Annotated in this window: 24 protein-coding genes, 1 pseudogene and 1 riboswitch; of the genes and pseudogenes, 4 read left to right on the forward strand and 21 right to left on the reverse strand. The window is 63.0% G+C overall.

Going from position 1 to position 24,164, the window contains the following annotated elements:
• Nucleotides 1–44: 44 nt before the first annotated feature.
• Nucleotides 45–1,316: a glycosyltransferase family 4 protein gene (locus tag IE095_RS14210; RefSeq protein ID WP_189412335.1), complete on the reverse strand. Its 1,272-nt coding sequence runs from the start codon at nucleotides 1,314–1,316 to the stop codon at nucleotides 45–47.
• 83 nt (nucleotides 1,317–1,399) lie between these two features.
• Between IE095_RS14210 and IE095_RS14215 the strand changes: the two genes are divergently transcribed.
• Genes IE095_RS14215 through rbsK form a run of 3 tightly spaced genes read left to right on the forward strand, consistent with a single transcriptional unit; the run spans nucleotide 1,400 to nucleotide 3,431 of the window.
• A complete protein-coding gene (locus IE095_RS14215) occupies nucleotides 1,400–2,044 on the forward strand; it encodes an SGNH/GDSL hydrolase family protein (RefSeq protein ID WP_189412336.1) in 645 nt (214 codons plus the stop codon).
• 14 nt (nucleotides 2,045–2,058) lie between these two features.
• Nucleotides 2,059–2,511, forward strand: a complete 453-nt coding sequence (locus IE095_RS14220) for an RbsD/FucU family protein (RefSeq protein WP_189412337.1) — start codon at nucleotides 2,059–2,061, stop codon at nucleotides 2,509–2,511.
• A 2-nt stretch (nucleotides 2,512–2,513) separates the two neighbouring features.
• Nucleotides 2,514–3,431: a ribokinase gene (rbsK, locus tag IE095_RS14225; RefSeq protein ID WP_229804803.1), complete on the forward strand. Its 918-nt coding sequence runs from the start codon at nucleotides 2,514–2,516 to the stop codon at nucleotides 3,429–3,431.
• A gap of 12 nt (nucleotides 3,432–3,443) precedes the next feature.
• Here rbsK and IE095_RS14230 read toward each other — a convergent pair whose 3' ends face one another.
• From IE095_RS14230 to cbiE, 15 genes are all read right to left on the reverse strand, one after another.
• Entirely contained in the window at nucleotides 3,444–4,517 is a 1,074-nt protein-coding gene (locus IE095_RS14230) for an ABC transporter ATP-binding protein (protein ID WP_189412339.1), read from the reverse strand.
• A 13-nt stretch (nucleotides 4,518–4,530) separates the two neighbouring features.
• Nucleotides 4,531–6,729 (reverse strand): glycoside hydrolase family 2 protein, encoded by a 2,199-nt coding sequence (locus IE095_RS14235; RefSeq protein WP_229804804.1) that lies wholly within the window; start codon nucleotides 6,727–6,729, stop codon nucleotides 4,531–4,533.
• A 3-nt stretch (nucleotides 6,730–6,732) separates the two neighbouring features.
• Entirely contained in the window at nucleotides 6,733–7,551 is an 819-nt protein-coding gene (locus IE095_RS14240; protein ID WP_229804805.1) for a carbohydrate ABC transporter permease, read from the reverse strand.
• The gene (locus tag IE095_RS14245; protein WP_189412341.1) at nucleotides 7,551–8,447 is read right to left on the reverse strand and encodes a carbohydrate ABC transporter permease; all 897 of its coding nucleotides are present in this window, start codon (nucleotides 8,445–8,447) and stop codon (nucleotides 7,551–7,553) included. The genes IE095_RS14240 and IE095_RS14245 overlap by 1 nt, the downstream gene beginning before the upstream one ends.
• Nucleotides 8,448–8,564: 117 nt before the next feature.
• Nucleotides 8,565–9,839 carry an ABC transporter substrate-binding protein gene (locus IE095_RS14250; protein ID WP_189412342.1) on the reverse strand — a complete coding sequence of 425 codons (1,275 nt, stop codon included), beginning with the start codon at nucleotides 9,837–9,839 and terminating at the stop codon, nucleotides 8,565–8,567.
• A gap of 91 nt (nucleotides 9,840–9,930) precedes the next feature.
• Nucleotides 9,931–10,971, reverse strand: coding sequence for a LacI family DNA-binding transcriptional regulator (locus tag IE095_RS14255; protein ID WP_189412343.1), 1,041 nt, complete (start codon nucleotides 10,969–10,971; stop codon nucleotides 9,931–9,933).
• Between the two features lie 114 nt (nucleotides 10,972–11,085).
• Nucleotides 11,086–12,108, reverse strand: coding sequence for a calcium-binding protein (locus IE095_RS14260; protein WP_189412344.1), 1,023 nt, complete (start codon nucleotides 12,106–12,108; stop codon nucleotides 11,086–11,088).
• A gap of 85 nt (nucleotides 12,109–12,193) precedes the next feature.
• Nucleotides 12,194–12,937, reverse strand: a complete 744-nt coding sequence (gene cobF / locus IE095_RS14265) for a precorrin-6A synthase (deacetylating) (protein WP_189412345.1) — start codon at nucleotides 12,935–12,937, stop codon at nucleotides 12,194–12,196.
• A gap of 57 nt (nucleotides 12,938–12,994) precedes the next feature.
• A complete protein-coding gene (locus IE095_RS14270) occupies nucleotides 12,995–13,672 on the reverse strand; it encodes an energy-coupling factor ABC transporter permease (protein WP_189412346.1) in 678 nt (225 codons plus the stop codon).
• Nucleotides 13,673–13,705: 33 nt separating this feature from the next.
• Nucleotides 13,706–13,919, reverse strand: a riboswitch (cobalamin riboswitch).
• Nucleotides 13,920–13,975: 56 nt separating this feature from the next.
• Nucleotides 13,976–14,998 carry a calcium-binding protein gene (locus IE095_RS18630; protein ID WP_189412347.1) on the reverse strand — a complete coding sequence of 341 codons (1,023 nt, stop codon included), beginning with the start codon at nucleotides 14,996–14,998 and terminating at the stop codon, nucleotides 13,976–13,978.
• 146 nt (nucleotides 14,999–15,144) lie between these two features.
• A complete protein-coding gene (gene cobA / locus IE095_RS14280; protein ID WP_189412348.1) occupies nucleotides 15,145–15,876 on the reverse strand; it encodes a uroporphyrinogen-III C-methyltransferase in 732 nt (243 codons plus the stop codon).
• Nucleotides 15,873–17,177, reverse strand: a complete 1,305-nt coding sequence (locus IE095_RS14285) for a cobyrinic acid a,c-diamide synthase CobB (protein ID WP_189412349.1) — start codon at nucleotides 17,175–17,177, stop codon at nucleotides 15,873–15,875. The genes cobA and IE095_RS14285 overlap by 4 nt, the downstream gene beginning before the upstream one ends.
• Before the next feature lie 136 nt (nucleotides 17,178–17,313).
• Nucleotides 17,314–18,093, reverse strand: a complete 780-nt coding sequence (cobM, locus tag IE095_RS14290) for a precorrin-4 C(11)-methyltransferase (RefSeq protein WP_189412350.1) — start codon at nucleotides 18,091–18,093, stop codon at nucleotides 17,314–17,316.
• Between the two features lie 9 nt (nucleotides 18,094–18,102).
• The gene (locus tag IE095_RS14295) at nucleotides 18,103–18,492 is read right to left on the reverse strand and encodes a cobalamin biosynthesis protein (RefSeq protein WP_189412351.1); all 390 of its coding nucleotides are present in this window, start codon (nucleotides 18,490–18,492) and stop codon (nucleotides 18,103–18,105) included.
• Nucleotides 18,489–19,664 carry a precorrin-6y C5,15-methyltransferase (decarboxylating) subunit CbiE gene (cbiE, locus tag IE095_RS14300; protein WP_189412352.1) on the reverse strand — a complete coding sequence of 392 codons (1,176 nt, stop codon included), beginning with the start codon at nucleotides 19,662–19,664 and terminating at the stop codon, nucleotides 18,489–18,491. The genes IE095_RS14295 and cbiE overlap by 4 nt, the downstream gene beginning before the upstream one ends.
• Before the next feature lies 1 nt (nucleotide 19,665).
• Between cbiE and IE095_RS14305 the strand changes: the two genes are divergently transcribed.
• Entirely contained in the window at nucleotides 19,666–20,403 is a 738-nt protein-coding gene (locus IE095_RS14305; RefSeq protein WP_189412353.1) for a cobalt-precorrin-6A reductase, read from the forward strand.
• Here the strand turns inward: IE095_RS14305 and cobJ are convergent.
• The 5 genes and pseudogenes from cobJ to IE095_RS18425 all read right to left on the reverse strand — a co-directional run.
• A complete protein-coding gene (gene cobJ, locus IE095_RS14310; RefSeq protein WP_189412411.1) occupies nucleotides 20,382–21,113 on the reverse strand; it encodes a precorrin-3B C(17)-methyltransferase in 732 nt (243 codons plus the stop codon). The two genes, IE095_RS14305 and cobJ, sit on opposite strands and share 22 nt — an antisense overlap.
• 11 nt (nucleotides 21,114–21,124) lie before the next feature.
• A complete protein-coding gene (gene cobI, locus IE095_RS14315; protein WP_229804807.1) occupies nucleotides 21,125–21,850 on the reverse strand; it encodes a precorrin-2 C(20)-methyltransferase in 726 nt (241 codons plus the stop codon).
• Nucleotides 21,850–22,479 (reverse strand): precorrin-8X methylmutase, encoded by a 630-nt coding sequence (locus IE095_RS14320; RefSeq protein ID WP_189412355.1) that lies wholly within the window; start codon nucleotides 22,477–22,479, stop codon nucleotides 21,850–21,852. Before IE095_RS14320 ends, cobI begins: the two co-directional genes overlap by 1 nt.
• On the reverse strand, nucleotides 22,479–23,765 hold the full coding sequence (gene cobG / locus IE095_RS14325) for a precorrin-3B synthase (RefSeq protein ID WP_229804808.1): 1,287 nt from the start codon (nucleotides 23,763–23,765) through the stop codon (nucleotides 22,479–22,481). The genes IE095_RS14320 and cobG overlap by 1 nt, the downstream gene beginning before the upstream one ends.
• Nucleotides 23,762–24,164: pseudogene (locus tag IE095_RS18425) on the reverse strand (cobaltochelatase subunit CobN); the annotation flags it as partial. The pseudogene IE095_RS18425 and the gene cobG, both read right to left, overlap by 4 nt.

Raw genomic sequence — 24,164 nt, forward strand, 5'->3', positions numbered from 1 at the left:
GCTACCGCTTTGGGTTGCAAAAGCAACAGCTTGTTCGGGGTGGGCTAAATCAGGGCCTGCACCTCGGCGGCGACGGCCTCCAGATAGGTGTCGCGGTCAAAGATTGGCCGGGCATGGCTTTGCAGGGCCTGACCCACGTTTTGACGTAGGGCGGCATCGCGCGCCAGGACCAAGACGCGTTCCGCCAAGGCCCCGGCATCCAGCGGCGGGGCAAGGCAGGGCTGCGCCTGTCCTGCTGCGGTGATCAGGGGGGCTATGCCCGAGGCGCGGTCAAAGCAGACAACGGGTGCACCGGCCATCATCGCGTCAACCGCGACATTCGGCAAAGTGTCCAACCGGCTGGGCAGAACAAAGACATTGGCCATGGACTGCGCCAGATCGGGCAGGCCGGTCTTGCCGACAAAGACCTTGTCAAAATCGAACCCCGCTTGCCCGGCCTGCACCTTGAGCAGCGTGGTATAGGTATCGCGGCCCGAACTGGGCGGGCTGCCGAACCAGAAAAACGCGACATCGGGGCGGTCGGGGTTGGCCAGCACCTGCCGCGCCATTTCCAGAAACAGATCGCAACCCTTGCTGAGGATCAGGCTGCCCATGCCCATGACATTGATCCGCCCCTCAGCCCCCGCCGGGCGCATAAGGGCGCGCAGGCGGGCGGCGTCTTGGGCTTGCGCGGTGGGATCGGCGTCAAAGGGGGGCACGGCGCATTGACCCTGCGGCAGGATGCGGTGGTTTGGGGGCCAAAGGGCGCGATCCTCGCCAAAAGCCTCAACCGCGGCCATGGGCGAGGAGATCAGGACGCGCTTGGCCCAAGCCGTGATCTCGCGGATTTCTTGGCGGTTCGCCAGACGGCTGGCCATTTCATGCGACAGGATCAGGACGGGCAGACCCGAGGCGCGGAGGGCTGGGAAGGCGGCGCGGCTGGCCATGCTGTTGACGACCACCGCAGCGGGTTGATGCCGCCGCAAGATCTGGCGCAGTTGGCGGTCGATCTGGTCGGGCTTGCCCTGCCCGACATAGATGGCGCTGGCATCCTGTTGAAACCACGGCAGCAATTCGCCAGGGCCGACCGAAAAGGTCACCAGATTGACATCGCGCGACAAGCGGCGCCCGATGTCCAAGGCGACCATCGGCGCACCGGAGCGGCTGGCATTGTGGGTGATCAGCAGAACGCTGGGCCGATCTGCGACGGTGGGGCGTCCGGGGGGCAGGGGATGAAGGCGGGGCTTTGGCTTTCCGGCGCGGGGCGATTTGATCTTTTGCGGCTGGGGCCGACCGTGCAAGCGCCGCCAAAGCCGTCGGATCAAACGCTTCACCATGACTTCCCTTTCCAAGACGGCTTGCATCTTTCCTGAATGCCGGGCCTGATGCGGCAAAGCAAGCCTGACAGGACCGCCCCAAAATGACCCGCACCATTCTTTGCTATGGCGACAGCAACACGCATGGCACCGGCCCCATCCCCGCTTGGGGGCAGGGCTTCCGTCTGGACCGCGCCGACCGTTGGCCGAACGTCATGGCCAGCGCCTTGGGCGCAGATTATGAGGTGATCGCCGAAGGGCATGGCGGGCGGACGGTTTGCCATGATGATCCGGTAGAGGGGCCGCACCGGAACGGGATGACGATCCTTCCCGCGATTTTGGAAAGCCACAAGCCGCTGGATCTGGTGATCGTGAAGCTGGGCACGAATGATCTGAAACCGCGCTTTGCGATGAATGCGGCGGATATTGCCCTGTCGCTGGAGCGGATGGTGCGGCTGATCCGGCAATCGGAATGCGGGCCGAACAATGGGGCCCCGCAGATCCTGCTGGTGGCCCCACCAAAGGTGCAAGAGGTGGGCCCCTTGGCCGAGATTTTCGAGGGTTCGGCGGCGCGTTCGCAGGGCTTGGGGGTGGCGATCCGGGTGGTGGCGGAACGCAATGGGCTGGGCTTTGTCGATGCGGATGATCATATCGCTGTGTCGCCGGTGGACGGCATCCATTATGACGCCAAGGCGCATCACATTCTGGGTGCGGTGCTGGCAAAAGCCGTGCAGCGCCATTTCGGTTAAGGGGAGCGAGGACAATGCTGAAGAATTTGGACAATCGGCTGAATGCCGATGTGCTTTATGCGCTGCGGGCGATGGGGCATGGCGATACGATCGTGATTTCTGACACGAACTTTCCCGCCGAAAGCATCGCGCGGCAGACGGTGATGGGCAAGCTCTTGCGAATGGAGAACCTGACGAGTGCCGAGGCGGCGCAAGCGGTGCTGTCTGTGCTGCCTTTGGACACGTTTGTCGATGATTTTGCCGGACGGATGGAGGTTGTTGGCCATCCGGACCGGCTGGAACCGGTGCAAGCCGAAGTGCAGGTTGAAATTGATCAAGCCGAAGGGCGTTCGCGGCCGATGATTGGTATCGAGAGGTTCGATTTTTATGAACGGGCCAAAGGGGCCTTTGCGGTGATCCAGACCGGTGAGACGCGGTTTTACGGCTGTATCATCCTGCGCAAGGGCGTAATTGCGCCAAAGGAATGATGATGAAACCGATTGTCATTCTGGGGATCTTTGTGGCCGACACAGCCTATCGCGCGCAGCGGATGCCGCAGATGGGCGAAACCATTCTGGGGCAGGGCTTTGTGCTGGGGCCGGGGGGGAAGGGGTCCAATCAGGCGGTGGCGGCGGGCAAGGCGGGGGGCGATGTGCATATGATCACACGCCTTGGCGACGACGCCTTTGCCGGAATTGCGCGGGACATCTGGGGCAAGGCCGGGGTGAAACCGGCGGTAAAGGTGGATCACGAAAGCTATACCGGGGCGGCCTTTATCTTTGTGGACAGCAACAGCGGCAACAATGCGATCATCGTGGCCAATGGGGCCGCGGGGCGTATTGCGGTGGAGGATATTGAGGCGAACCGCGCGCTGATCGAAGGGGCGGGGGTCTTTGTGACCCAGTTGGAACAACCCATCGCCCCCGCCCATCACGGGCTGGCCATCGCCCGGGCGGCGGGGGTGACGACGATCCTGAACCCGGCCCCGGCGGCGGAACTGTCGGATGCGATGCTGGCCTTGTGCGACTATCTGACGCCGAATGAATCCGAGGCGGAATTGCTGACGGGCCTGCCCGTCACCAATCTGGATGAGGCCAAGGCGGCAGCCGAGGCTTTGTTGCGGCGGGGCGTGGGGGCGGTGATCCTGACGCTGGGGGCGAATGGGGTGCTGTATCACGACGCGCAGCAGACGCTGCATGTGCCGGTGGTTTCGGCGGGCAAGGTTATTGACACGACCGGGGCTGGCGATGCGTTCAACGGCGGTTTCGCGGTGGCCTTGGCCGAGGGCAAGCCGATTGCCGAGGCTTTGCGCTTTGGCAATGCCACGGCGGGGATCAGCGTGACGCGGGTCGGGGCGGCGGCCTCCTCGCCCGAGCGGGCCGAGATTGACGGCTTGTTGCAAGGGTAAGGGGCTGCCCCCTTACCGCAACCGCAGGCCCTGAGCGTTGAACAGCAGCGCCTTGGACGGGTCAAAGCGGGCGTCAAAGCTTTGCCCCGATTCCAGCGCGCGGCTGTCGCCTGTGGAAACGGTGATCACCTCACCACCCTCGCCATGCCGTGCATAGGCGAAACTTTCGCCGCCCAGATGTTCCACCAGATCGACGGTCAGCCGCAATCCGGCGGCACCATCGGGGCGGAAATGTTCGGGGCGCAGGCCCAGCGTGACCTGCGTGCCCGACGACAGTTTCGCCGAGGCGGGCAGGGCGGGCAGGATCTGGTCGCCATGATCGGGCAGGCGCAAAGCGCCGCCCGCGTCCACCACAGCAGGCAGGAAGTTCATCTTGGGGCTGCCGATAAAGCCCGCGACGAACAGGTTGTCGGGGTCATCATAAAGGGTCAGCGGGCTGCCCACCTGTTCCACCACCCCGGCGCGCAGCACGACAATCTTGTCGGCGAGGGTCATCGCCTCCACCTGATCATGGGTGACATAGATGATCGTGGCGTTCAGCTTTTTGTGCAGCCGCGCGATTTCGATGCGCATATGCACCCGCAATTCGGCGTCGAGGTTCGATAGGGGTTCGTCGAACAAAAACACCTGCGGATGGCGCACGATGGCGCGACCGATGGCCACACGCTGGCGCTGCCCACCCGACAGGGCCTTGGGCTTACGGTCCAGCAGGGGTTCCAGTTCCAGAACCCGCGCCGCTTCCATCACCTGTTTGTCAATTTCCGCCTTGGACAGCCCGGCAAAACGCAGGGCGAACCCCATGTTTTCGCGCACGGTCATATGGGGGTAAAGCGCATAGGTCTGAAACACCATCGCGATGCCACGGGCCGAGGGGTCCACCTCGTTCATGCGGGTGCCACCGATCTGCAATTCGCCGCCAGAGATTTCCTCCAGCCCCGCGATCATCCGCAGCAGGGTGGATTTGCCACAGCCCGAAGGCCCGACAAAGACCACGAATTCGCGGGGGGCGATGTCCAGATCGACGCCCTTGATAACCTCTAGCCCGCCATAGCTTTTGCGCACCCCGCGCAGTGTGACGCCACTCATGCTCCGCTCCCCCTTACCCGGCTGTCAGATGGATGGTCCGGCTGCCCAGACGGTCATTCTGCACGGTCACTTCAATCGGCCCGGCCGCATTGGCCCGCAGCCAGAAGCCCGTGGAACCGGCCCGCAGCGGCACAAGCCCCGGCCCAAGGCGTTCGGCACCCTTGACGCTGATCGACACGGGGTCGGTAAAGAACGGCAGTTTGTTCCCCACCTGATCCAGCGCCCGGATCATCACACGCACCTCGTCATGCACGCCGATTTGCGTAGCATCCGCCACCACCTGCAATTCATGCGCCACAGGGTCAGCGGCGAATTTGCGTTCGGCGACCAGCTTGCCATCGACATAGCCGCGAATGGTCCCATGTTCCCAGGACATGCCCCAAAGCCCCAGTTCGGCATCGGTGAAATGGCGGCGGTCCAGAACCACCGGTGCATGCGGCAGGTGGGGGAAGTTTTCGCGGTCCGGCCCGACGCGTTTCGGCGGCTTGTCGCCATAGACCAGTTCAATTTCATCGCAGTTGGTCAGAATGATCAGCGGCAGGATGCCCCCGATGTTGCGTTCCCCCCGCGCCCAGAAGGTGACGGGTTCCAAGACCACGCCCTCAGCGATGTCCGATTGGCTGGCATAGACATGGCCCGCGAATTTCGGCTCGCGGAACATGTCCATCACGCCGTGATGGCAAATGCGGTCGCCGGATCCGAAATCCTTGTGGGTGTTGTAGTCAAAGGCGCACCAGCCGATGGCCCCGGAGATTTGCGTATCGCCATAGGCGGCGTTCAGAACCTCTAGGTGACGGCGCACATGTTCGGCTTGGCGTTGTTCCTGATCCTGCGATTTGGTGGGATACATATGCCCGCCGAATTCGGTGATCATATAGGGAACCACCCGGTCCAGACCCGTCACCTCTTGCTGCGGGCGCAGCGGCGTGCGGGGGCGATTGCCGCCCAATTCCTCATTCCCCAGAATGAAGTCGTTCATCGTGTAGACATCTTCCAGCATCTCGCTGTCGGTGATGTAGCGCACGCCGCCCGTGGGCCGCGTGCTGTCCAGATCACGCGCCAAGTCGTTCGTCTTGGCGTAAAAATCGTGACTGTCCTGGCTTTCGTTGATCCGAACGCCCCAGATCACGATCGACGGATGGTTCCAGTCCCGCGTGATCATCCGCCGCACGTTTTCCACCGATTCCGCCTGCCACTCCAGACCGCCGATATGCTGCCAGCCGGGGATTTCCTCGAACACCAGCAGGCCGATGCGGTCGCAATGGTCCAGGAACCAGGGCGATTGCGGATAATGCGAGGTGCGGACCATGTTCAGCCGCAGCTCGTTTTTCAGAATTTCCGCGTCACGTTCCTGCGCTGCGCGGCCCATGCCATAGCCGGAATAGGGGAAGGATTGGTGACGGTTCAGCCCCCGCAGTTTCAGGCGGCGGCCATTGAGCAAAAAGCCCTCTGGCGTGAACTGGGCCGAGCGAAAGCCAAAACTCGTTTCGGTGGCGTCATGGCCATGGGGCGTTTGCAGCGACAGGTCCAGCCGATAGAGGGCGGGGCTGTTCAGATCCCAAAGGGTGATGCCTTCCAGCCCAGTGAAGGTCAGGAAAACCTCGGCCCCGGTCACCTCCAAAGTCGTTTCCGCCAGCGCCGCCCCCGCGCTATCGCGCAGGGTGGCGGTCAGTTGGCCGGAAAGCGCCAGCCCTTGGGGATTGTCCAAAGCCACCCGCGCTGTCACCGTCTTGCGGTCGGCCAGCACATCCGGCGTTTCAATCTTGGTCAGGCCGATGCTGACGGGGGCCGTCACCCGCAGCCAGACATCGCGGTAAATCCCGGCATAGGTCAGATAGTCGATCTGCCCGCCAAAGGGCGGGATCAGGGGGTTTTCACGGCCATTGATATGCACGGTCAGGGTGTTCGCCCCGTCGCGCAACTTGCCCGTCAGACGCGCCGCAAAGGGGGTATAGCCGTCCTTGTGCGCGACCAATTCCTCGCCGTTCAGCAATACGCGGCTGTCCGCCATCGCCCCATCAAAGATCACCTGCACCTCTTGCCCCGCCCAGGCGGGATCGGCGCTAAAGGTCTTTTCGTAGGTGAAACCTTTTTGATAGCAAGTCTCGTCGAAATAGTTGAACGGCAGATCGACCGCATTATGGGGCAGGCGGACCTTGTTCCCGTCAAAGGTCCAGTCGTCGTTAAAGTTGGTCGTCACGCGCATGTTCATTCCTTATTTCACCGAACCCAGCAGGCCTTCGACAAAGCGGCGTTGCAGGACAAAGAAGACAATGACCACGGGCAGGGTGGCCACGATGGCCCCGACCATGACCACACCGAAATCGGGGACATAGGCCGAAGCGAGAGACGAGACGACCAGCGTGATCGTCTTCATGTCATTGGTTTGCAGCACGATCAGCGGCCAAAGATAGGCGTTCCAGTTCGCCATAAAGACGATGATCGTGGCCGCAGCATAGGTGGGCCGCATCACAGGCATGTAGATATACCAAAAGATCTGCCATTCTTTCAGCCCGTCAATCCGCGCCGCATCGCGCAATTCGCCAGGAAAGGCCTTGGTGGCCTGCCGAAAGTAAAAGATGATAAAGATCGAGGCCACGCCGGGGGCGATGATCGCAGTATAGCTGTTCATCAGCCCCGCCTTGGACATCATCACGAACAGCGGGATCATCAGCGCGGCAAAGGGGATCGACAGCATCAAAAGCAGGCTGCCGAAAAGCCGTTCCCGGAATTTCGACTGGAACATCTCAAACGCATAGCCTGCCATCGAGGACACCAGCAGCGTCAGCGCCGTGCCGACGACGGCGACCCAAGTCGAATTCCACAGCACCAGTGGCAGGTCCACTTGGGCCGCAAAATTCTGGATGTTCGTCCAAAGCGCCGAGCCGGGCATGACGCGGCCCTTGGTGATGTCGGCGCTCAGGTTGGTGGCCCCGATCACCATCCAAAGGAAGGGAAAGACCGACAGGAAGGCCGCCAGCGAAAGCGCGCCATAAACCAGCGTGCGACGGATCAGGGGAAGGGCCTGGTTCATCATTTCCGCTCCCTTGCGACAAAGAATTGCAGGGCGGTCAGCAGAGCGACCAGCACCACGATCACGTAAGAGACTGTCGCCGCATAGCCGAGGCTGGGCATGAAGCGGAAGGTCAGGTTGTAGATATACAGCGACAGGGTCAGCGTCGAATCCGCCGGGGCCCCACCGACGCCACCGCTGGCCGTGATGTTGTTCACCTCGTCAAACAGTTGCAGCGTGCCGATGGTGGAAATCACCGTGGTGAACAGGATCACCGGTTTCAACATTGGCACCGTCAAATAGACGAACCGCGCCCAAGCGGGCACGCCGTCAATCCGCGCTGCCTCATAGATCGAACGGTCGATGTTTTGCAGCGCGGCCAAAAAGAAGATCATATTATAGCCCGTCCACCGCCACGTAATGGCGATGATGATCAGGCATTTCGCCCAAAAGGGCTGCGCCAGCCATGGGATCGGGCTGGAAATGATGTGCAGCCACATCAACGTGTCATTCACCACGCCGTCGGTGGCGAACATCGACTTGAACAGGACGGAATAGGCGACCAGCGAAGTGACGCAGGGCAGAAAGATCGCCGTGCGGAAAAAGGCGCGGCCGCGCAGTTTCGGGTCATTCAGGGCGACGGCGGCCAGAATGGCCAGCACGATCATAATCGGCACCTGAATGATCAGGAAGATCAGCGTATTGGTCAGCGCCCGCAGGAAAACCGGGTCTTGCGTGAGGCGATAGATGTTGGCCAGACCGCCGAACTGGGTGTTCACCCCCTTGCCGGTCTGAAAGCTCATCCACAGCGACCAGAGGATCGGATAGACCATAAAGATGGCCAGCAATGTCAGCGCCGGGGCCAGAAACAGCCAAGCATAGACATTTTCACTGCGGCCAAGGCGGAACTTGCCCATCGCTGCCCTCGCATTTTGACGGAAATCATGTCCGGGGGGCATTGCGGCCCCCCGGAATTGTCCGGGCTTTACCCCCGGAAAGCAATGCTTTCCGGCCCTTGCCCGAACGGGAGGAGCTTATTGGATCTGCTGCTGCACCTGCGCGTCGATGGCGGCAATTGCGTCATCGACCGAACCGCCCGCAGCCAGACCCGGAAGCTGTGCCGCCACGGCAGCATCGACTTCGTTGGTGAACAGGCCATAGTTCACCGGCGGGATCGCCCCCAACCAGTCCGAGAAGTTCTGCCAGACAGCCTGCCCGCCGAAATATTCGTCAGAGGCTTTATAGGCATCACCATCGCGGGCCGCCAAAAGCGAACCGACAGCGCCGTTGTCCACCAGAATTTTCTGATAGAAATCGGCATCCTTGCCCCAGACTTCGGCCAAGAAATCCACCGCCGTCGCCTTTTCCTCGGACGAGGCCAGCACATACCAGCTTGACCCACCCAGGTTCGAGGCATGGGTCGCGCCCTCAACCCCCGACAGTTTCGGCAAGGGGGCGACACCCCACTGGCCCGACATATTCGCAGCCTTGATCGTGCCGGTCATCCACACGCCGGTAAAGACCGAGGCGACCTCGCCACTGGTAAAGCCGCCAGTGTAATCGGCCCAGCCTGAAACAGGCTTATAGATTTCCGGGGTTTGCAGCAGTTTGGCATAGGTCTCAAGGCTGGCCTTGAACACCGGGTTCCCGGCCAGATTGGCGGTGCCGTCGGCGTTGAAATACCAGCTTCCCGCCGATTGCAGCAGAATGCGGATCGCGCCGGCGTCGTTCAGGTCGATCCCCAGCATCGGATGGCCGGTCTTTTCCTTCACCACTTTGGCAATCTCGATGAACTGCTCCCAGGTGATGTCTTGCAGATCTTCGGCCTTATAGCCCGCCTCGGCCAGAATGTCGGTGCGGTAGAACAGCCCCGTCACGCCCGAATCGAAGGGCAGCGAATAGGTTTGCCCGTCCAGCGTCGCCAGTTCCACCTTGTAGGGTGCGAAACCGCTGTAATCGACCTTGTCGGTCAGCGGTTCAAACGCGCCGGGGAAGGATTGCAGGTATTTCTGAGCGCCGTAGTCTTCGACCAGAACGATGTCCGGCAGACCTTCGGTCGTGCCCGAGGTCAGCTGCGCTTGCAGCTTTTGTTCCATATCGGCCTTGGCAAAATCGACGATGTTAAAGGTCACATCGGGATGCATCGCGGTATAGCGGGCCGCCGCTTCCTTCATCGTCGCGCCGTTGAAATTCGGATCCCAGCACCAAACGGTGATCTCTTCGGCCATCGCTGCGCTGGCGGCCAGCAGGCTGGCTCCGGTCATCAGCCCAAACATTGTCGTGCGCGAAAGCGCCGCAAAACGGTTCATGTCTTCCTCCCATATGTCGTCGGGGATTCTCCTCCCCCGTTCCATAGTGGTAAAAGACCGCGCCTCTTCGCGCAACAAGTTTAGTAAAAATTTAGTCGGCGCGAGATTTCCCTTTTGGCGCAAGGCATGAGCCGCGCCAGATCATCGTCGAACCCAGCGCAATGCGCTTGCCGATCTTGCGCCCGGCCACCCGTTCCATCAGCAGATCGACCGCCGATTCGCCAATTTCCTCGGCGGGCAGACGGACGGTCGACAGCGGCGGGTTCAGGAACTGCGCCACCGAAATGTCGTTGAAACTGGCGATGGCCACATCCTCGGGAATGCGCAGGCCCAGTTCATGCGCGGCGCGATAGGCCCCCACGGCCATATTGTCGTTGCAGGTGATGATCGCGTCGGGCCGGGTCTTGCGGTCAAGGATCAGCCGCGTCAGGCGATAGCCGCTGTCCTCGGTGTTCTGATCCGCCAGACAGATCGAAGGGTCATAACGCCCATGCGCCTGCATCCAGTCAACATAGGCCAGATAGCGCTTTTCCGGCTGTTCGCTGGTCTGACCCAAAGCCTGATCCACCCAGCCCACAAAGCCGATCTTGCGATAGTGCAGGTCGGTCAGCGCCTGCAAAAGCCGTCGTGTCGCCAGCCCCAGATCGCTTTCGACGCTGTCAAATTCCTCGCCCGGCGGGGTGAAATCGGCAAAGACGATGTGGCGGTTGTGCTTGCGCAGCCAGTTGATTTCGGCCCCGTCATGCCGCCCGATGGCAATGACCCCATCCGCGCCTTTCAGCAGCGCCGCATCGGGCATGTGGTCCGTGTGATAGACCTTGACCGTTTCCAGCTTTAACGCGGCACAGCGGCTTTCGATGCCCAGACGCAGGGCGACATAATAGGGATCAATCAACTCCTGTTCCGGCCCCAGAAAATGCACCAGCGCGATCTTGGCCAAGGCCGGAGGGGCCGCCGCTTTGCTGCCGCCGCGCCGCGCGCGTGGCGTGGCATAATCCAGCTTTTCAGCGGTCTCGATGATCGCCTGCCGCGTCTGCGGCGTGACCGCCAGCGTCGCGTCAAAGTTCAGGACACGCGAAACCGTGGCGGTCGAAACCCCCACCTCTTTGGCAATTTCCTTCAGCGTGACCATGTCCCGACGCGTTTCTTTAGTAAATTTTTGTAACTGTTGTCAGGAATAGGGCCACGGGGCAAGCTTTTCCTTTGGAAAGGGGCCGGGGCATCGCCCGCAGCCCCCTTGCACGCCTCAAAGCAAGAAGTCCTGCCGGTCAAGGCTTCCCAGCGCAACATAGACGCGGAAGGCCATTTCAGCCGCGACATCACCGTCAGTGTCCACCTCGACCAGATAGGCCCCGTTCAGAAAGCGCACCCGCACCTCGCCCTGGGCCGAGCCGAATTCGCCCGAACCGCGATATTGGAACGCTTCGTTCGCGGCGGTTCCGGCCACCGCATCCAGGGCGCGAAGGTCAATCTTGTCGCCTGCCGCAATATTGCGGGCATCGAAATCCTGAATCCGGTCCAGACGGCTGTAGCTGACGCCCGGACCGCTGTCGGACAGGCTGGAGTAGACGATGGTGTCGCGCGCGCGGAGGGATTCGAACAGCATGATGCTATCGGCACCGGCCCCGCCGATCAGCCGATCTTGGCCCTGTCCGCCGGTGATCAGGTCGCTGCCGCCGCGTCCTGCCAGCAGATCGTTGCCATCATAGCCGTCCAACTGGTTCGCAGCACCGGAACCGAACAGGCGGTCGGCGCTGTGCGTGCCGGCAACATTCTCAAAACCCGAAAACTGATCGCGCCCCAAAGCCCCCAAGTTTTGCGCACCGGTCTTGGCCAGATCAAAGGTCACGCCGTTTGTGGCAAGGGTATAGTTGCCGTTGTCCGCATAGGTGTAAAGAAAGACGACGGAATCATAAGTGCCTGCCCCGCCACGATAAACATCGTTGCCCTTGCCGACATAGGCGGAATCGTTGCCATCCCCCAGATCATAGAAATCGTTGCCCGATGAATCGAGCGCACTGTCCGCCGCCCGACCGCCATAGACGGTGTCATTGCCGGAACCGGCATGGATCAGGTGACCATTGTTGGCGTTGGCATCATAGGTGTCGATCACATCGGTGCCTGCGCCCGTATAAATATTGTGCAAGGCCGGGGCGATCCCGGCATAGGACACGACCCAAACCAGATCATTGTCCAAGCCTGAACCATCGCCGGGGTCACGCAGATCGGCATCCATGCTGCCAGAGGGATCTAGAATACGTTCGACCATGGGATTTTCCTTTCAAATGAGTTTGTCCGCGAAAATGGCGGAATGTGACTGAATGGCGAAAATGTCCTTTGCCGTCTGGGCAAAGTCAAATGTTATCGTGGCGGCGGCGCAAAAGGTAGATGTCCATGATCCAGCCGTGTTCGGCCCGCGCCTGGGCCCTTGCGGCGATGATCTTGGGGCCGGTTTCGGCCAATGCCCCCGACAGCCGTATTTCCTGCGCCATACCAGCATAGCCCGCCCACCAGATATGCAGCCCTTCCTGCGGCAGGGTCTGAAAGGAACATTCGCCGTCCAGCATCACGACGCAGGCCTTGACGCCCATCGGAAAGCCATGGTCGCGCAGTTGCCGCCCGGTGGTGATGGTGACGGGTTCGGCCAGTTCGTTCAGCGGAATGGCATGGCCCGCCGTCAGGGCTTGGATCGAGGTGATGCCGGGAATGACGGTGATCTGGGGCGCGGGGGACAGGCGGGCGGCGATGCGCAGGGTGCTGTCATAAAGCGAAGGATCACCCCAAACCAGCAGCGCCACCTTTTCGGCCCCGCCGATGTTTTCAGCCCAGACCCCGGCAATCGCGTCATGCCACAGGTTCACGCGCTCCGCATAATCCGCCACCGCTTCATCCCGCACCGGCAGGTCGAATTCCACCAGTTTGGTCGCCGGGTTGGTCAGCACAGCCGCTAGAATATCCCGCCGCAGATCGGCCAGATCTTCTTTGCCCGCCCCCTTGCGGGGGATCAGGATCAGGTCGACGGCGTTGATCGCTTTGACCGCTTGCAGGGTCAGATGATCCGGGTTGCCCGAACCGATGCCAATCAGGAAAAGCTGCATGTTGATCCCATGAAAAAGGGGGGCATGGCCCCCCTTAAACCCAGTTGTCGCAAAGGCTCAAGCCGCAGCATAAAGCCGGGGCGTCACCAGTCCGCTGTCTTTCAACCCGCGCAGGCCCTTGGCCCCGGCCAAAACGGCCAGATCGACCAGTGGCTCCAGCAGGACGACCAGCATATAGGCCCCGCCGAACATGCCGACCGAGGACAGGGTCGTCGCGTTAAAGCCCATGCCGTAGAACGCCCAGAAGGCCACCCAGACCACAACGCCGCCCTGATAGGCCGTCGAAAGCGCCAAGGCCTGCCCATAGCCCAGATCGACATAGGCCGTATCCGGCGCGATGATCTTTTTCGCCAGCAGTTGCAGCCCGAACAGCGGCACCAGCAGCGTCGTCAGGTTCATCCCATATTGCGGCAGGTCAAAGGGCGCAAAGAACAGGCCCTGGATCAGCAGACCCAGCGCCAGCCCAAAGGCGGCAGGGGCCGCGCCCAGCAGCAGGAACAGGGTCGAGCCCAGAATGAAATGCACCTCTGACACGCCCACCGGATAATGCGGCAGCAGTTCAAAGAAGGCAAAGACGGCGGCAGTGGCCATCGCGCTGCGGCTGATCAGGCTGGTCAGCCCGGAATGATGCGCCGCCTCATAAGCCAATTTCACGCCAAACAGCGCAGCGGCCCCGGCAGTGCCATAGCTGAGGAAAATCTTGGCGCCCGTGACGACGCCCTCTTCGATATGCATGTTGCTCTCCTCTCCGTCCACCCGACGGATGAATGTTACGTCCCATGCAAGGCCGGTTTCCTGACTTGCGGATCGAACGCGGGCTTTCGCCTTCCCGGGGTTTCCCCAGTGGCCCTTGAAAGCCCGCTACCGCATTACAGTCGCGGGGGCGGTCGGGGTTAAGGGTGCCGCTTGGGTCCACCCTGTCCCGTTCCCGATGAAGTCTGGCGCGTAACGCCTTCGTGACACCTTGCAAGGCCAGTTCGCACCCCTTGCCCCATCCGGTCAAGCGCGGATGCGAAGCGCGCGGGCGAAAAGCGACGGCTAAAGGATAAAGTCGCTGGCCGTCAGATTGGTGACACCGGCCACGCGGATCACCATTTCCGGGGCACTGTCGCCGTCGATATCGACCAGAACAAGGGAATCGCTGCCGGATATTTCAACCAGCACTTCGCCCGCTTTAGAGCGGAAGTCGCCCGTGGCGCGGAAGACGAAGGCCTGATTGCCCTTTTGGGCCGCATTGGCGTCAATGGGCGAAAGGTCGATCTTATCCTCGCCCACGGCAAAGCCGTTGATCACATCGCCCGCCCCCAAGGCCATCTGCGCCGCGCTGTCCTGCATCGACTGATAGCGCACGGTATCCTTGGCATTGTCATGGGCCATCAGATCAAATGTATCGGCACCAGCCCCGCCAATCAGAATATCCGCGCCATCGCCGCCGTTGATCTGGTCAACCCCGGCACGACCCAGAATCGTGTCATTGCCGCCCGCCCCCTCCAACTCATTATAAGATGCGCTGCCAGCAATCCGGTCGTGCCCCTCGGTGCCCACAACCCCATCAAAGTTCAGGATCAGGTCCTTGCCGAACACACCCAGATCCTGCCGGACCTTTTTGGCCAGATCAATCTGAATCCCTTGGGTGGCGGCGGTCGTATTTTCCAGCAGATCGGTCAAAAACTGAAAACTCACAATCTGGCTGCCGAACGTTTCGCCAATAAAGCTGTCATTGCCATAGCCCGCATGGAGAAAGGCATATTGAACCGTATGGACGACATCGTTTCCGGCCTGATCAAAGTAGATTGGCCTGCCATCGTTGAACGGGCTAAAGCCGCCCAGATAAAGCGTGTCGTTTCCTCTGCCCAAGTAGATGTAAAGCTGCGGTGCAAAGCCCGAGGCATCGACAAAATCATCGCCCGCATGCGTCATGATCGTCAGGCTGTCGCCGGGGCTGATCGAGCTAAACCTCAGCGTGATGCGGTTTTCCTTTTCCCCGGAAAATTCGCCGCCCAGCCAAGGGGCTTCATGCAAATCGTAAATGCCGGGCGTCGTGATGGTAAGTAAGGCCATGTCCAAACCTTTTCGCTGCAAGCTTTCAGCATATGAGCGTCGGATTTTGGGGTCGGTCAAGTGCGCCAACGCACAAACTGCGCCCCTTCAACCCTAGGAATCCGGCCGGGCCGTTCTTTGGAGTTTTAGCCTGTTTGACCTGTCACTCAGGCGCTGGGCGGAACCTCCATCAGCGGCCCATAGATGATCACCGTGGGCTGGCCTGGTCCTGAACCTTCCAAGGTCTTGGCAAGGGTCTGAACGGTGAACCGTTCGATCTTTTGCCCCGGCTGCGAAACCGCTTCGGCCAGCAAGGCGGGGGTGTCCGCTGGCAGGCCTTCGGCCATCAGGCGGGCGGCCAATGCGGGAAAGGTGCGGCGTCCCATATAGATGACGGTGGTGCAATCAGGGTCGGCCAGCGCGGCCCAGTTCAGCCCCTCGGGCAGGCCGCCGGTCACATCGGCGGCGGTGATGAATTGCACGCGCCGCGCCGTCAGGCGGCGGGTCAGCGGAATTTGCGCGGCGGCGGCGGCAGAGCTGGCAGCGGTCACGCCGGGGATGATTTCAAAGGGAATGCCGGCTTCGGCAAGTGCCAGAATTTCCTCCTCCAGCCGCCCGAAAACGCCGCTGTCCCCCGATTTCAGCCGCACGATATGCTGCCCGGTTTTCGCGTAATCGACCAAAAGGCGCGAAACATGATCCTGTTTCGGCGAAGGCCGCCCGGCGCGTTTCCCGACGCTGACCAGATCCGCCTCGGGCCGGGCCAAGGCCAGCAGATCGCCTGCGGAAAGGTCGTCATACAGCACGGCATCGGCCTGCCCCAACAGGCGGGCGGCCTTGACGGTCAGCAATTCGGGATCGCCGGGGCCAGAGGAAACAAAGGAGACAAAGCCGGTCATGCTGCGGGGCCGATCAGATGGAAGAAACTGCCCGTCACAAGACCACGGGCTGCCCCCGTCTCTGCCACGGGCTGATGGGTGGCGTCCAGAACCTCTGCAAGGGGGGCGTCGGGTTGGTGCAGGATCGTCGCATAGTGGAATTCATGGCCCGTCAGGCGCTGGCCTGCGGGCAGGCCGGGGATGGGATGGGCAAGCGTCGCCAAACGATAGCCCAGATGCATCTTGCGGGCGTGAAAGCTGGTTTCCAGCCTCAAAAGCCCCAACATTTCATGACGCTGGCCTTGGGCGTCGATCAACCCCGCACCAAGGGTCATATAACCCCCACATTCACCGTGAATGGGTTTGGTTCGGGCAAATTCCCGCATCCCCGCTTTGAAATTCTGCGCCGATGCCAGAACCCCGGCGTGGAGTTCAGGGTAACCACCGGGCAGCCAGCAGACATCGGCCTGCGGATCGGGGGCCTGATCCGCCAGCGGCGAAAAAGGCAGGATTTCCGCGCCTTGGGCACGCCAGTCGGCCAGAAGATGCGGATAGACAAAGCTAAAGGCCACATCGCGGGCCAAGGCGATGCGTTGGCCGGGGGGGGGCAGGGCGCTTGGCACCCTCTGCGAAAGCGGCTTGGCCAAAGCCACGGCGCGCAGGGCGGCAAGGTCGATATGTTCGGCCACGAATGCCCCCAAGGCGGCCAAGGTTTCCGAAAGCCCTGCGCTTTCCTCGGCCTGCACCAGACCCAGATGCCGTTCGGGTAGGGTCAGATCCTTGCGCCGGGGCAGGGCCCCGAAGACCGCAATCCCGGCCTGCGCCATACCGTCGCGCAACAGCGCCTCGTGCCGCGCGCTGGCGACGCGGTTCAGGATCACCCCCGCCACCTGCACTTCGGGGCGAAAGGCGCGAAAGCCCAAGGCCACCGCCGCCGCCGATTGCGCCTGACCGCCGCAATCCAGCACCAGCACCACGGGCCAGCCCATCTGGGCGGCCAGATCCGCACTGGCCCCATTGCCCGACAGACCGGGCCGGGCCACGCCGTCAAACAGGCCCATCGCCCCTTCGGCCAAGATCAGATCGGCGGGCAGGCTGGTGACGCGGGCGGCGATCCTTGCGCCGTCCATCGCCCATGAATCGAGGTTGAACGAAGCCCGCCCCGCCGCCGCCCCATGAAAGGCCGGATCAATATAGTCAGGCCCGCATTTGAAGGGCTGCACCGCGATGCCCATCGCCCGAAAGGCGGCGATCAGGCCAAGGTTGACGGTCGTCTTGCCGCTGCCGGATGACGGCGCTGCGATCAGCAGGCCGGGCGTCATGGCAAAGCCCCCCCTCCCATCCTCCCCCACAGGGGGGGAGGGGCCGCGCCGCGTCTTTGATCAGGGGCGCAAGCCAAAACATGAAGCGCCCCCTCCCCCCCCCTTGGAGGGAGGATGGGAGGGGGGGGCAACCCGCTCATGTCCCCGGAAACCGTGGCGCGGTGCCCACGGGCCGATAGCGACGGTCATAATCCCCCGCATACAAACGGCTTTCGTCGAAATCCGTCGCACCCAGTGACCGTCCGACCATGATCAGCGCCGTCCGCTCCATCTCGGCCCCAATGGCCGTCCGCAACGTCCCCAAGGTCGCCCTGACCACCCGCTCATCCGGCCAGCTCGCCCGCCAGACCACCGCCACCGGGCAATCCGCCCCGTAATGCGGCACCAGGGTTTCCACCACGTTTTCCAGAACATGCACCGACAGATGGATGCACAGCACTGCCCCCGTCCGCGCGAAATTCTCCAAGGCCTCCCCCTCCGGCATCGCGCTGGCCCGCCCGCTGGTCCGCGTCAGCACCACCGACTGCGCCACACCCGGCAGCGTCAGTTCCGCCTGCAACGTCGCCGCCGCCGCCGCAAAGGAGGGCACGCCCGGCGTCACGTCATAGGGAATGTCCAAGGCCCGCAGACGGCGCAATTGTTCGCCCATCGCCGACCAGACAGACAGATCGCCCGAATGCAACCGCGCCACATCCTTCCCCGCCGCATGGGCCGCCGCCATTTCCGCGATGATGGCGTCAAGGTCCAAGGATGCAGTGTTCACGATCCGCGCGCCGGGCGGGCAATGCGCCAGCAAAGCCTCGGGCACCAGCGAACCGGCATAAAGGCAAACCGGGCAGGCGGCGATCAGGTCGCGGCCGCGCAGGGTGATCAGATCGGCGGCACCGGGGCCCGCGCCGATGAAATGGATGGTCATTCTCGTTCCTTACACATTTCGTCCCGGCCCGCTGGCCAGTGCAATTGTTACGGTTCCGTCGGTCGAAACCATGCGGTCGCCGATCAGACTGCCGCCCGGCCCCGCCCCGATCAGCGCGGCCGCCTCCGCCAGACGGCGGTTGCCGTAGCGGTCAGGGCTGTGTTCCGATTTGCCGACGGGGGCTTGCGCGATATCGCCAAGGCGAATGGCCCAGAGCGGCAGACCCATTTCGCCCGACAGATGTTGCAGCGCGTTGTAACCTAGTTTGTCTTCGGCCGTGGCCAGTGCCTCGATGCCTTCTTGCGCGTGAACCTCCAGAAAGGCTGTGGCCAGATCCACCGCCTCTTGGAACGATTGCCGCGTGGCCCCGCTGTTGAAACCGAAACCTGCTATGATCATCGTGTCACCACCCATTGCGTGACAGGCCGTTCCGCCTGCCATCCCCGCATTGTGCCAAGGCTGTCGGCCTGTGACACCTGAAATCTGTAAAGATTGCCACCCTTTTGTCCGTGCCAAAGGGTCAAAAGGCTTTCGGTTTCCAGCGTGACCGCATTGGCCACCAGTCTTGTGCCGGGGGGCAGTTGCGACCAAAGGGCTGACAGCAGCGCCTCACTGGCCCCACCGCCGATGAAAACGGCGTCCGGGTGGGGCAGGGCTGCCAGCACGTCCAAGGCTTTCCCCGAATGCAGGGTCAGACGCTTTTCAATGCCATAGGCCGTGCGGTTCAGCCGGATGAAATCCTGCCGTGTTTCCTTCGGTTCAACCGCATGGGCGATGCCACCCGCCAGACACCATTCCACCGAAATCGTGCCGCTGCCTGCGCCCAGATCCCAAAGCACCTCGCCGGGCCGGGGGGCAAGCGCGGCCAAGGTCAGGGCGCGGATATGGGACTTGGTCATGACCCCATCGGTCACAAAGCCATCGTCAGGCAGGCCGGGCGTGCGGGGCAGGCCGACAGCACCCGCGATTTCAAGCGCCACCATGACAGGGGCCTGCGCGAATGACATGGCGCGGGCGGGGCCCTTGTTGATGGTCTGGTGCGGACCACCCAGCCGGGAAAGGACAAAGGCCACACTGTCGCCCCAGCCCATGCTTTCCAGCCAATGGGCCAGTGCGACCGGCGCATCGCCATCCCGCAGCGTCAGAATCAGCCGCGCCCCCCGCTGAAATTTCGCCCTTTCGCTTTGAAAATCGGCGGCGTGAAGGGCCAGACAGCGGACCTCTTCCATCCGCCAGCCCAAGGCGTTGCAGGCGAGTTGAAAGGACGAGGGCGCGGGATGGCTGACCCATTCGCCGGGGCCTAGGTCGGCCATCAAACTGCCGCCCGCCCCGAACCAGAAGGGATCACCCGAGGCCAGAACGGCAACCTTGCGCCCCCTCAAGGCCGGAACCGGGGCGGTGGAAAAGGGGATGGGCCAAGGCTGGCCCTTTGCGCCCACCCCCGCCAGTTCCAGATGCCGGGCACCGCCAAAGACGAATTCCGCCTGTTCCAGCGCGGCACGGCTTGCGGCGGACAGACCGTCCAGTCCATCCTCGTTCAGGCCAATGATCGTTACCCAAGGTTCAGACACGATGCGCATCCTTCTGCTGGGCGGCACAACCGACGCTTCCGCCTTGGCGCGGCTCTTGGCCGAACAGGGCTTTGAGGCGGTCTATTCCTTGGCCGGACGCACGGAAAAGCCCGTGGCGCAGGCCTTGCCCATGCGTGTGGGCGGCTTTGGCGGGGTTGCGGGGCTGGTGGCTTACTTGCAAGCTGAACACATCACCCATGTCATCGACGCGACCCATCCCTTCGCCGCGCAGATGAGCGGGCATGCGGTAAAGGCTTGCGCTTTGACGGGCCTCAGACTGCTGGCATTGGAACGCCCCGGCTGGGCGGAAGCCCCCGCCGACCGCTGGACCCGTGTTGCCGACCTTGCCAGTGCCGTCAAAGCCCTGCCCAAAGACCCGGCGCGCGTCTTTCTGGCCATCGGTCGCCAGCATGTTGGGGCTTTCAACCCCCGCCCTGAACACCACTACCTTCTGCGCCTTGTCGATCCCGGTGCGGTCGATCTGACCGCGCCCCATGACGTCCTCATCGACCGTGGCCCCTTCACGACCCAAGGCGATAGGACGCTGCTGCAAGCCCATCACATCACCCATATCGTCGCCAAGAATGCGGGCGGCAGCGGTGCCGTGGCGAAAATCGAAGCCGCCCGCGCCTTGGGCTTGCCCGTCATCCTGATCGACCGGCCTTTCATTCCTGAAAGGCCGAAGGTCGAAACCCCCGAACAGGCGATCCGCTGGCTTCATGCCGACCTCGGCGTATAGACATAATTCCCCACCCGCCGCGTCGCCGAATTGCCGACCAGAACCACGGTGCGCATATCGGCCATATCCTCGGTCGCCTGATCCACCGTCACGGTCAGCAAGCGTTCCTCGGGGGTTGAAACGGCCCGCGCAAAGGTGATCAGCCGGGGGCCTGCCCCCGCCTCACGCAGGGCGGCCAGAACCTGCCCGAATTGATGCGGACGGCTGGCCGAACGCGGGTTGTAAAAACCCATCGCGAAATCCCCTTCTGCCGCCAGACGCACACGGCGCAGCACCAAATCAAAGGGCTTCAGATTGTCCGAAAGGTTGATCGCACAGAAATCATGCCCCAAAGGCGCCCCCGCCCGCGCCGCCGCCGCCAGCATCGCCGTGATGCCGGGCAGAACCGCGATGGGGACATCAGCATACTCCGGATGCGCCTCCAGCGCCTCAAACACCGCGCTGGCCATCGCAAAGACGCCGGGATCGCCCGAAGAAACAACGACGACACGGCCCCCTGCGGCTGCCATTTGCAGGGCATGGCCCGCGCGGTCCAGTTCCACCCGGTTGTCACTGGGATGCAGCGTCAGGCCGGGGCGCGGCGCGATCCTTGCGACATAAGGGATATAGCCCACCACATCCGTTGCCTCGGCCAAGGCTGCCATCACCTCGGGCGTCACCAGTGCGGCATCCCCCGGCCCCAAGCCCGCAATTTTCACCCAGCCGCTCATGTTGTCAAAAGTCATTCCGGCACCTCGGGCCGCCGCCCATGCCCATGCACCAGCACAATCGCGAAATAGGGAATGTCGTCATCCGCCACATCCACCAGCCGCGCCACCCGTTCCCCTGCCATCGTCCCCCGTTCCACCAGCCACGCCTGATCCAGCCGCCCGGCCCGGCCCAAGGCCCGCCGTACCTTGGGCAGGTTGCGCCCCGTCTTCATCACCACCAAAGCATCCGCCGCCTGCATCCGCGTGACCAAATCTTCCTCGGGCAAGGTTCCCATCAGCACCGACATCACATCATCGCCCCAGGTGATGGGTTCCCCCGTCGCATGCCAGCAACCCTGCATTCCCGTGATCCCCGGAACGACCGTCACAGGAACCTTCCCCCGCAGCCGCGTGTAAAGATGCATGAACGACCCGTAAAAGAACGGATCACCCTCGCACAGAACCACCACTTCGCCCGGCATCGCGGCCAGCTTCATGGCCCAGTCGTCATAGAAACGGGCCATGCCAAGGTTATAGGCGGGGCTGTCGAAAGGGACTTCGGTGGTAAAGGGATATTCCATCGCCAGTTCAATCGCCTCGGGGTGCAGCATCCCCTCGACCAAGGCGCGCGCCTGACCTTTGCGGCCTTTCTTGCGGAAATAGGCCACCAGACGGGCATTGCGCACCGCCCGGTCAGACCGCACCGACATCAGATCAGGATCGCCCGGCCCAAGGCCCGCGCAGATGATATGCGCCATCATTCCCTCCGGCAGGCCAAGGCGTTCACCGCCGCCACGGTGATCGCCGAGCCGCCCAGGCGACCCCGCACGATGACGGCGGGGCAGGGCGGGGCGTGCATCAGCGCGGCCTTGGATTCGGCCGCGCCAATAAAGCCCACCGGACAACCGATGATCGCCGCAGGGCGGGGGCAGGTCGGGTCTTCCAGCATGTTCAGCAGGTGGAAAAGGGCCGTCGGTGCATTGCCAATCGCCACGATGGACCCCGCCAGATGCGGCCGCCAAAGTTCGACAGCGGCGGCGGAACGGGTGTTGCCCATCGCCTTCGCCATTTCCGGCACCGCCGGATCATGCAGCGTGCAAATCACCGCATTGTCAGCGGGCAAGCGTGAACGCGTGATCCCCTCGCTGACCATCCGCGCATCGCACAGGATCGGCGCACCCGCTTCCAAGGCCGCCCGCGCCGCAATCGCCATGCCGGGGGTGAATTCGACATGCGCCTCAAGCCCCACCATTCCGGCGGCATGGATCATGCGGACGGCGACGATTTCTTCCTCGGGCGTGAAACGGGCCAGATCCGCCTCGGCCCGGATGGTGGCAAAGGACTGCAAGTAGATTTTCGCGCCGTCGGTTTCGTAACTGTGGGGCATCAGGTCAACATTTCCAACAAGATAGGGGCATGGGCAGGCAATAGCGGGCCGTCAAGACCGGCCTTGCTGTTCCGGCCCAGATGAAAGCCGCCGGGGGCGGCGGTCAGGGTCAGATCACAGGCGGCAGGATGGGCGCAGCCCTTGGCACAGCCTGAGAGGTGAAGCGCTTTGCCCCGCGGCAGATGCGGGGCCAGTTGGCGGGCAAGGGGGCGGGTCGGTTGATGGGCCTGAGGGCAACCGGGCGCTCCGGTGCAGGCCACGACGCGCAGCAGGGGATCGGCCGGGTCGGTGATCAGATCAGGATCCTCGGGGGCTTGGTTCACCCCTTCGATCAGGACCATCCGCCAAGGCGTCAGGCGCAGGGGGCCAAGGCTGGCCAGATGGGCCAGCGTTTCGGCGCGCATCTGGCCAAAGGCCAGACCGGTCAGAAAACCCGCAGGGCAGGTGCCGGGCGCTGCGCCCCCCCTCCCCATCCCTCCCCCACGCGGGGGGAGGGGGGCGCTTTGAACCTTGGTCACGCGCGCATCCAGCGGCAAGCCGGGCCTCTCCTCCCCCCGCGTGGGGGAGGATGGGAGGGGGGGCTGCGCCACGGTCGCCGTCGGGAAACAGCCTTGTAAGGCCAAGACCTGATCAGGGTCGGCGAGATGCGCCGCCATACGGCCTCGCCCATCCTGCGACCCGCCCGAATCCAGAAACCACTGCGCCAGTTGCAGCGCCATCGGCACAGCCTGATCTGTGGAAACCCGCCAGCCCCAAGCCAGCCCATCCGCCCGCAGGATCAACCCCATATCGTCCCGCTCAAGCCGAACATCGGCAGAAGCCCCGCGCAAGACAGGGCTTTCCCCACAATCCACCGCAAAGCCAAATTTCGCGGGCAGGGCCAGATCACTCGCCACCAGCGCCTGCGACAACGCCAGCGCCAGTTCCCGCACGCCATCCCCCGCCACCCAGAACGGCGTCACCAGCACATTGCGCCGCGTCTCGGCCTCGGGCGTGGCATCCAGCAGGCCCAAAGCCCGCAGCCCTTCGATCAGGGGCGTATGGGTGGCCTCAGTCACTCCCCGGATTTGCAGATTGGCGCGCGACGACAGGTCCAGCCAGCCATTCCCATGCGCCAAGGCCAGACCAGCAATCCCCGCCGCCTGTTCCTGCGTCAGCCGCCCCGCCATGGGACGCACCCGCACCACCCAGCCGTCGCCCGAAAGCATGGGCCGCAGCGCACCGGGGCACCAGCCTTTGATTTCCGGGCCCTTAGTTTCTGGGCCTTTGACAACCGAAGCCATCATCCCAACCCCACTGCAATCGAATTGCGCCGTGTCTGCCACAGCCCCGCCTCGGCCAAGGCCCGGAACTTGTCCTCCATCGCCGCCAAGGCCCCCGGATTTTCCCGCGAAAGGAAATCCCGCAGATCATCCCGCCCCAAGGTCGCCTCGTGATAAAGGTCAAACAGATGCCCCGGCACCGCCCGCGTCAATTGCTGAAACGCCGCCAGATGGTCCAAGGTCGCTGCAATCTCGGCCCCGCCCCGGAACCCATGCCGCATCATCCCCGCCGCCCAATCGGGGTTGGCCGCCCGCGCCCGCACCACCCGCGCCAGCTCTTCCGGCAGGGTCCGCGCACGGGGACGGTCCGGCGCCGTGCTGTCCAGATGATAAAGCGCCGGCGCTTCCCCCCCCAAAGCCGCC

The sequence above is a fragment of the Neogemmobacter tilapiae genome, assembly GCF_014652215.1.
GTDB lineage: Bacteria > Pseudomonadota > Alphaproteobacteria > Rhodobacterales > Rhodobacteraceae > Neogemmobacter > Neogemmobacter tilapiae.

Coding starts and splice junctions, on each gene's coding strand:
- IE095_RS14250 (WP_189412342.1), bottom strand. CDS start 9,839: ATGAACCGTTTTGCGGCGCTTTCGCGCACGACAATGTTTGGGCTGATG.
- IE095_RS14285 (WP_189412349.1), bottom strand. CDS start 17,177: ATGACGCCCGGCCTGCTGATCGCAGCGCCGTCATCCGGCAGCGGCAAG.
- cobJ (WP_189412411.1), bottom strand. CDS start 21,113: ATGAGCGGCTGGGTGAAAATTGCGGGCTTGGGGCCGGGGGATGCCGCA.
- IE095_RS14270 (WP_189412346.1), bottom strand. CDS start 13,672: ATGCATATCGAAGAGGGCGTCGTCACGGGCGCCAAGATTTTCCTCAGC.
- IE095_RS14235 (WP_229804804.1), bottom strand. CDS start 6,729: ATGAACATGCGCGTGACGACCAACTTTAACGACGACTGGACCTTTGAC.
- IE095_RS14220 (WP_189412337.1), top strand. CDS start 2,059: ATGCTGAAGAATTTGGACAATCGGCTGAATGCCGATGTGCTTTATGCG.
- cobI (WP_229804807.1), bottom strand. CDS start 21,850: ATGGCGCATATCATCTGCGCGGGCCTTGGGCCGGGCGATCCTGATCTG.
- cobM (WP_189412350.1), bottom strand. CDS start 18,093: ATGACCATCCATTTCATCGGCGCGGGCCCCGGTGCCGCCGATCTGATC.
- cobG (WP_229804808.1), bottom strand. CDS start 23,765: ATGATGGCTTCGGTTGTCAAAGGCCCAGAAACTAAGGGCCCGGAAATC.
- IE095_RS14240 (WP_229804805.1), bottom strand. CDS start 7,551: ATGAACCAGGCCCTTCCCCTGATCCGTCGCACGCTGGTTTATGGCGCG.
- IE095_RS14320 (WP_189412355.1), bottom strand. CDS start 22,479: ATGCCCCACAGTTACGAAACCGACGGCGCGAAAATCTACTTGCAGTCC.
- IE095_RS14295 (WP_189412351.1), bottom strand. CDS start 18,492: ATGATCATAGCAGGTTTCGGTTTCAACAGCGGGGCCACGCGGCAATCG.
- IE095_RS14305 (WP_189412353.1), top strand. CDS start 19,666: ATGCGCATCCTTCTGCTGGGCGGCACAACCGACGCTTCCGCCTTGGCG.
- cobA (WP_189412348.1), bottom strand. CDS start 15,876: ATGACCGGCTTTGTCTCCTTTGTTTCCTCTGGCCCCGGCGATCCCGAA.
- IE095_RS14245 (WP_189412341.1), bottom strand. CDS start 8,447: ATGGGCAAGTTCCGCCTTGGCCGCAGTGAAAATGTCTATGCTTGGCTG.
- IE095_RS18630 (WP_189412347.1), bottom strand. CDS start 14,998: ATGGCCTTACTTACCATCACGACGCCCGGCATTTACGATTTGCATGAA.
- rbsK (WP_229804803.1), top strand. CDS start 2,514: ATGAAACCGATTGTCATTCTGGGGATCTTTGTGGCCGACACAGCCTAT.
- IE095_RS14215 (WP_189412336.1), top strand. CDS start 1,400: ATGACCCGCACCATTCTTTGCTATGGCGACAGCAACACGCATGGCACC.
- IE095_RS14210 (WP_189412335.1), bottom strand. CDS start 1,316: ATGGTGAAGCGTTTGATCCGACGGCTTTGGCGGCGCTTGCACGGTCGG.
- cobF (WP_189412345.1), bottom strand. CDS start 12,937: ATGCAGCTTTTCCTGATTGGCATCGGTTCGGGCAACCCGGATCATCTG.
- IE095_RS14255 (WP_189412343.1), bottom strand. CDS start 10,971: ATGGTCACGCTGAAGGAAATTGCCAAAGAGGTGGGGGTTTCGACCGCC.
- IE095_RS14230 (WP_189412339.1), bottom strand. CDS start 4,517: ATGAGTGGCGTCACACTGCGCGGGGTGCGCAAAAGCTATGGCGGGCTA.
- IE095_RS14260 (WP_189412344.1), bottom strand. CDS start 12,108: ATGGTCGAACGTATTCTAGATCCCTCTGGCAGCATGGATGCCGATCTG.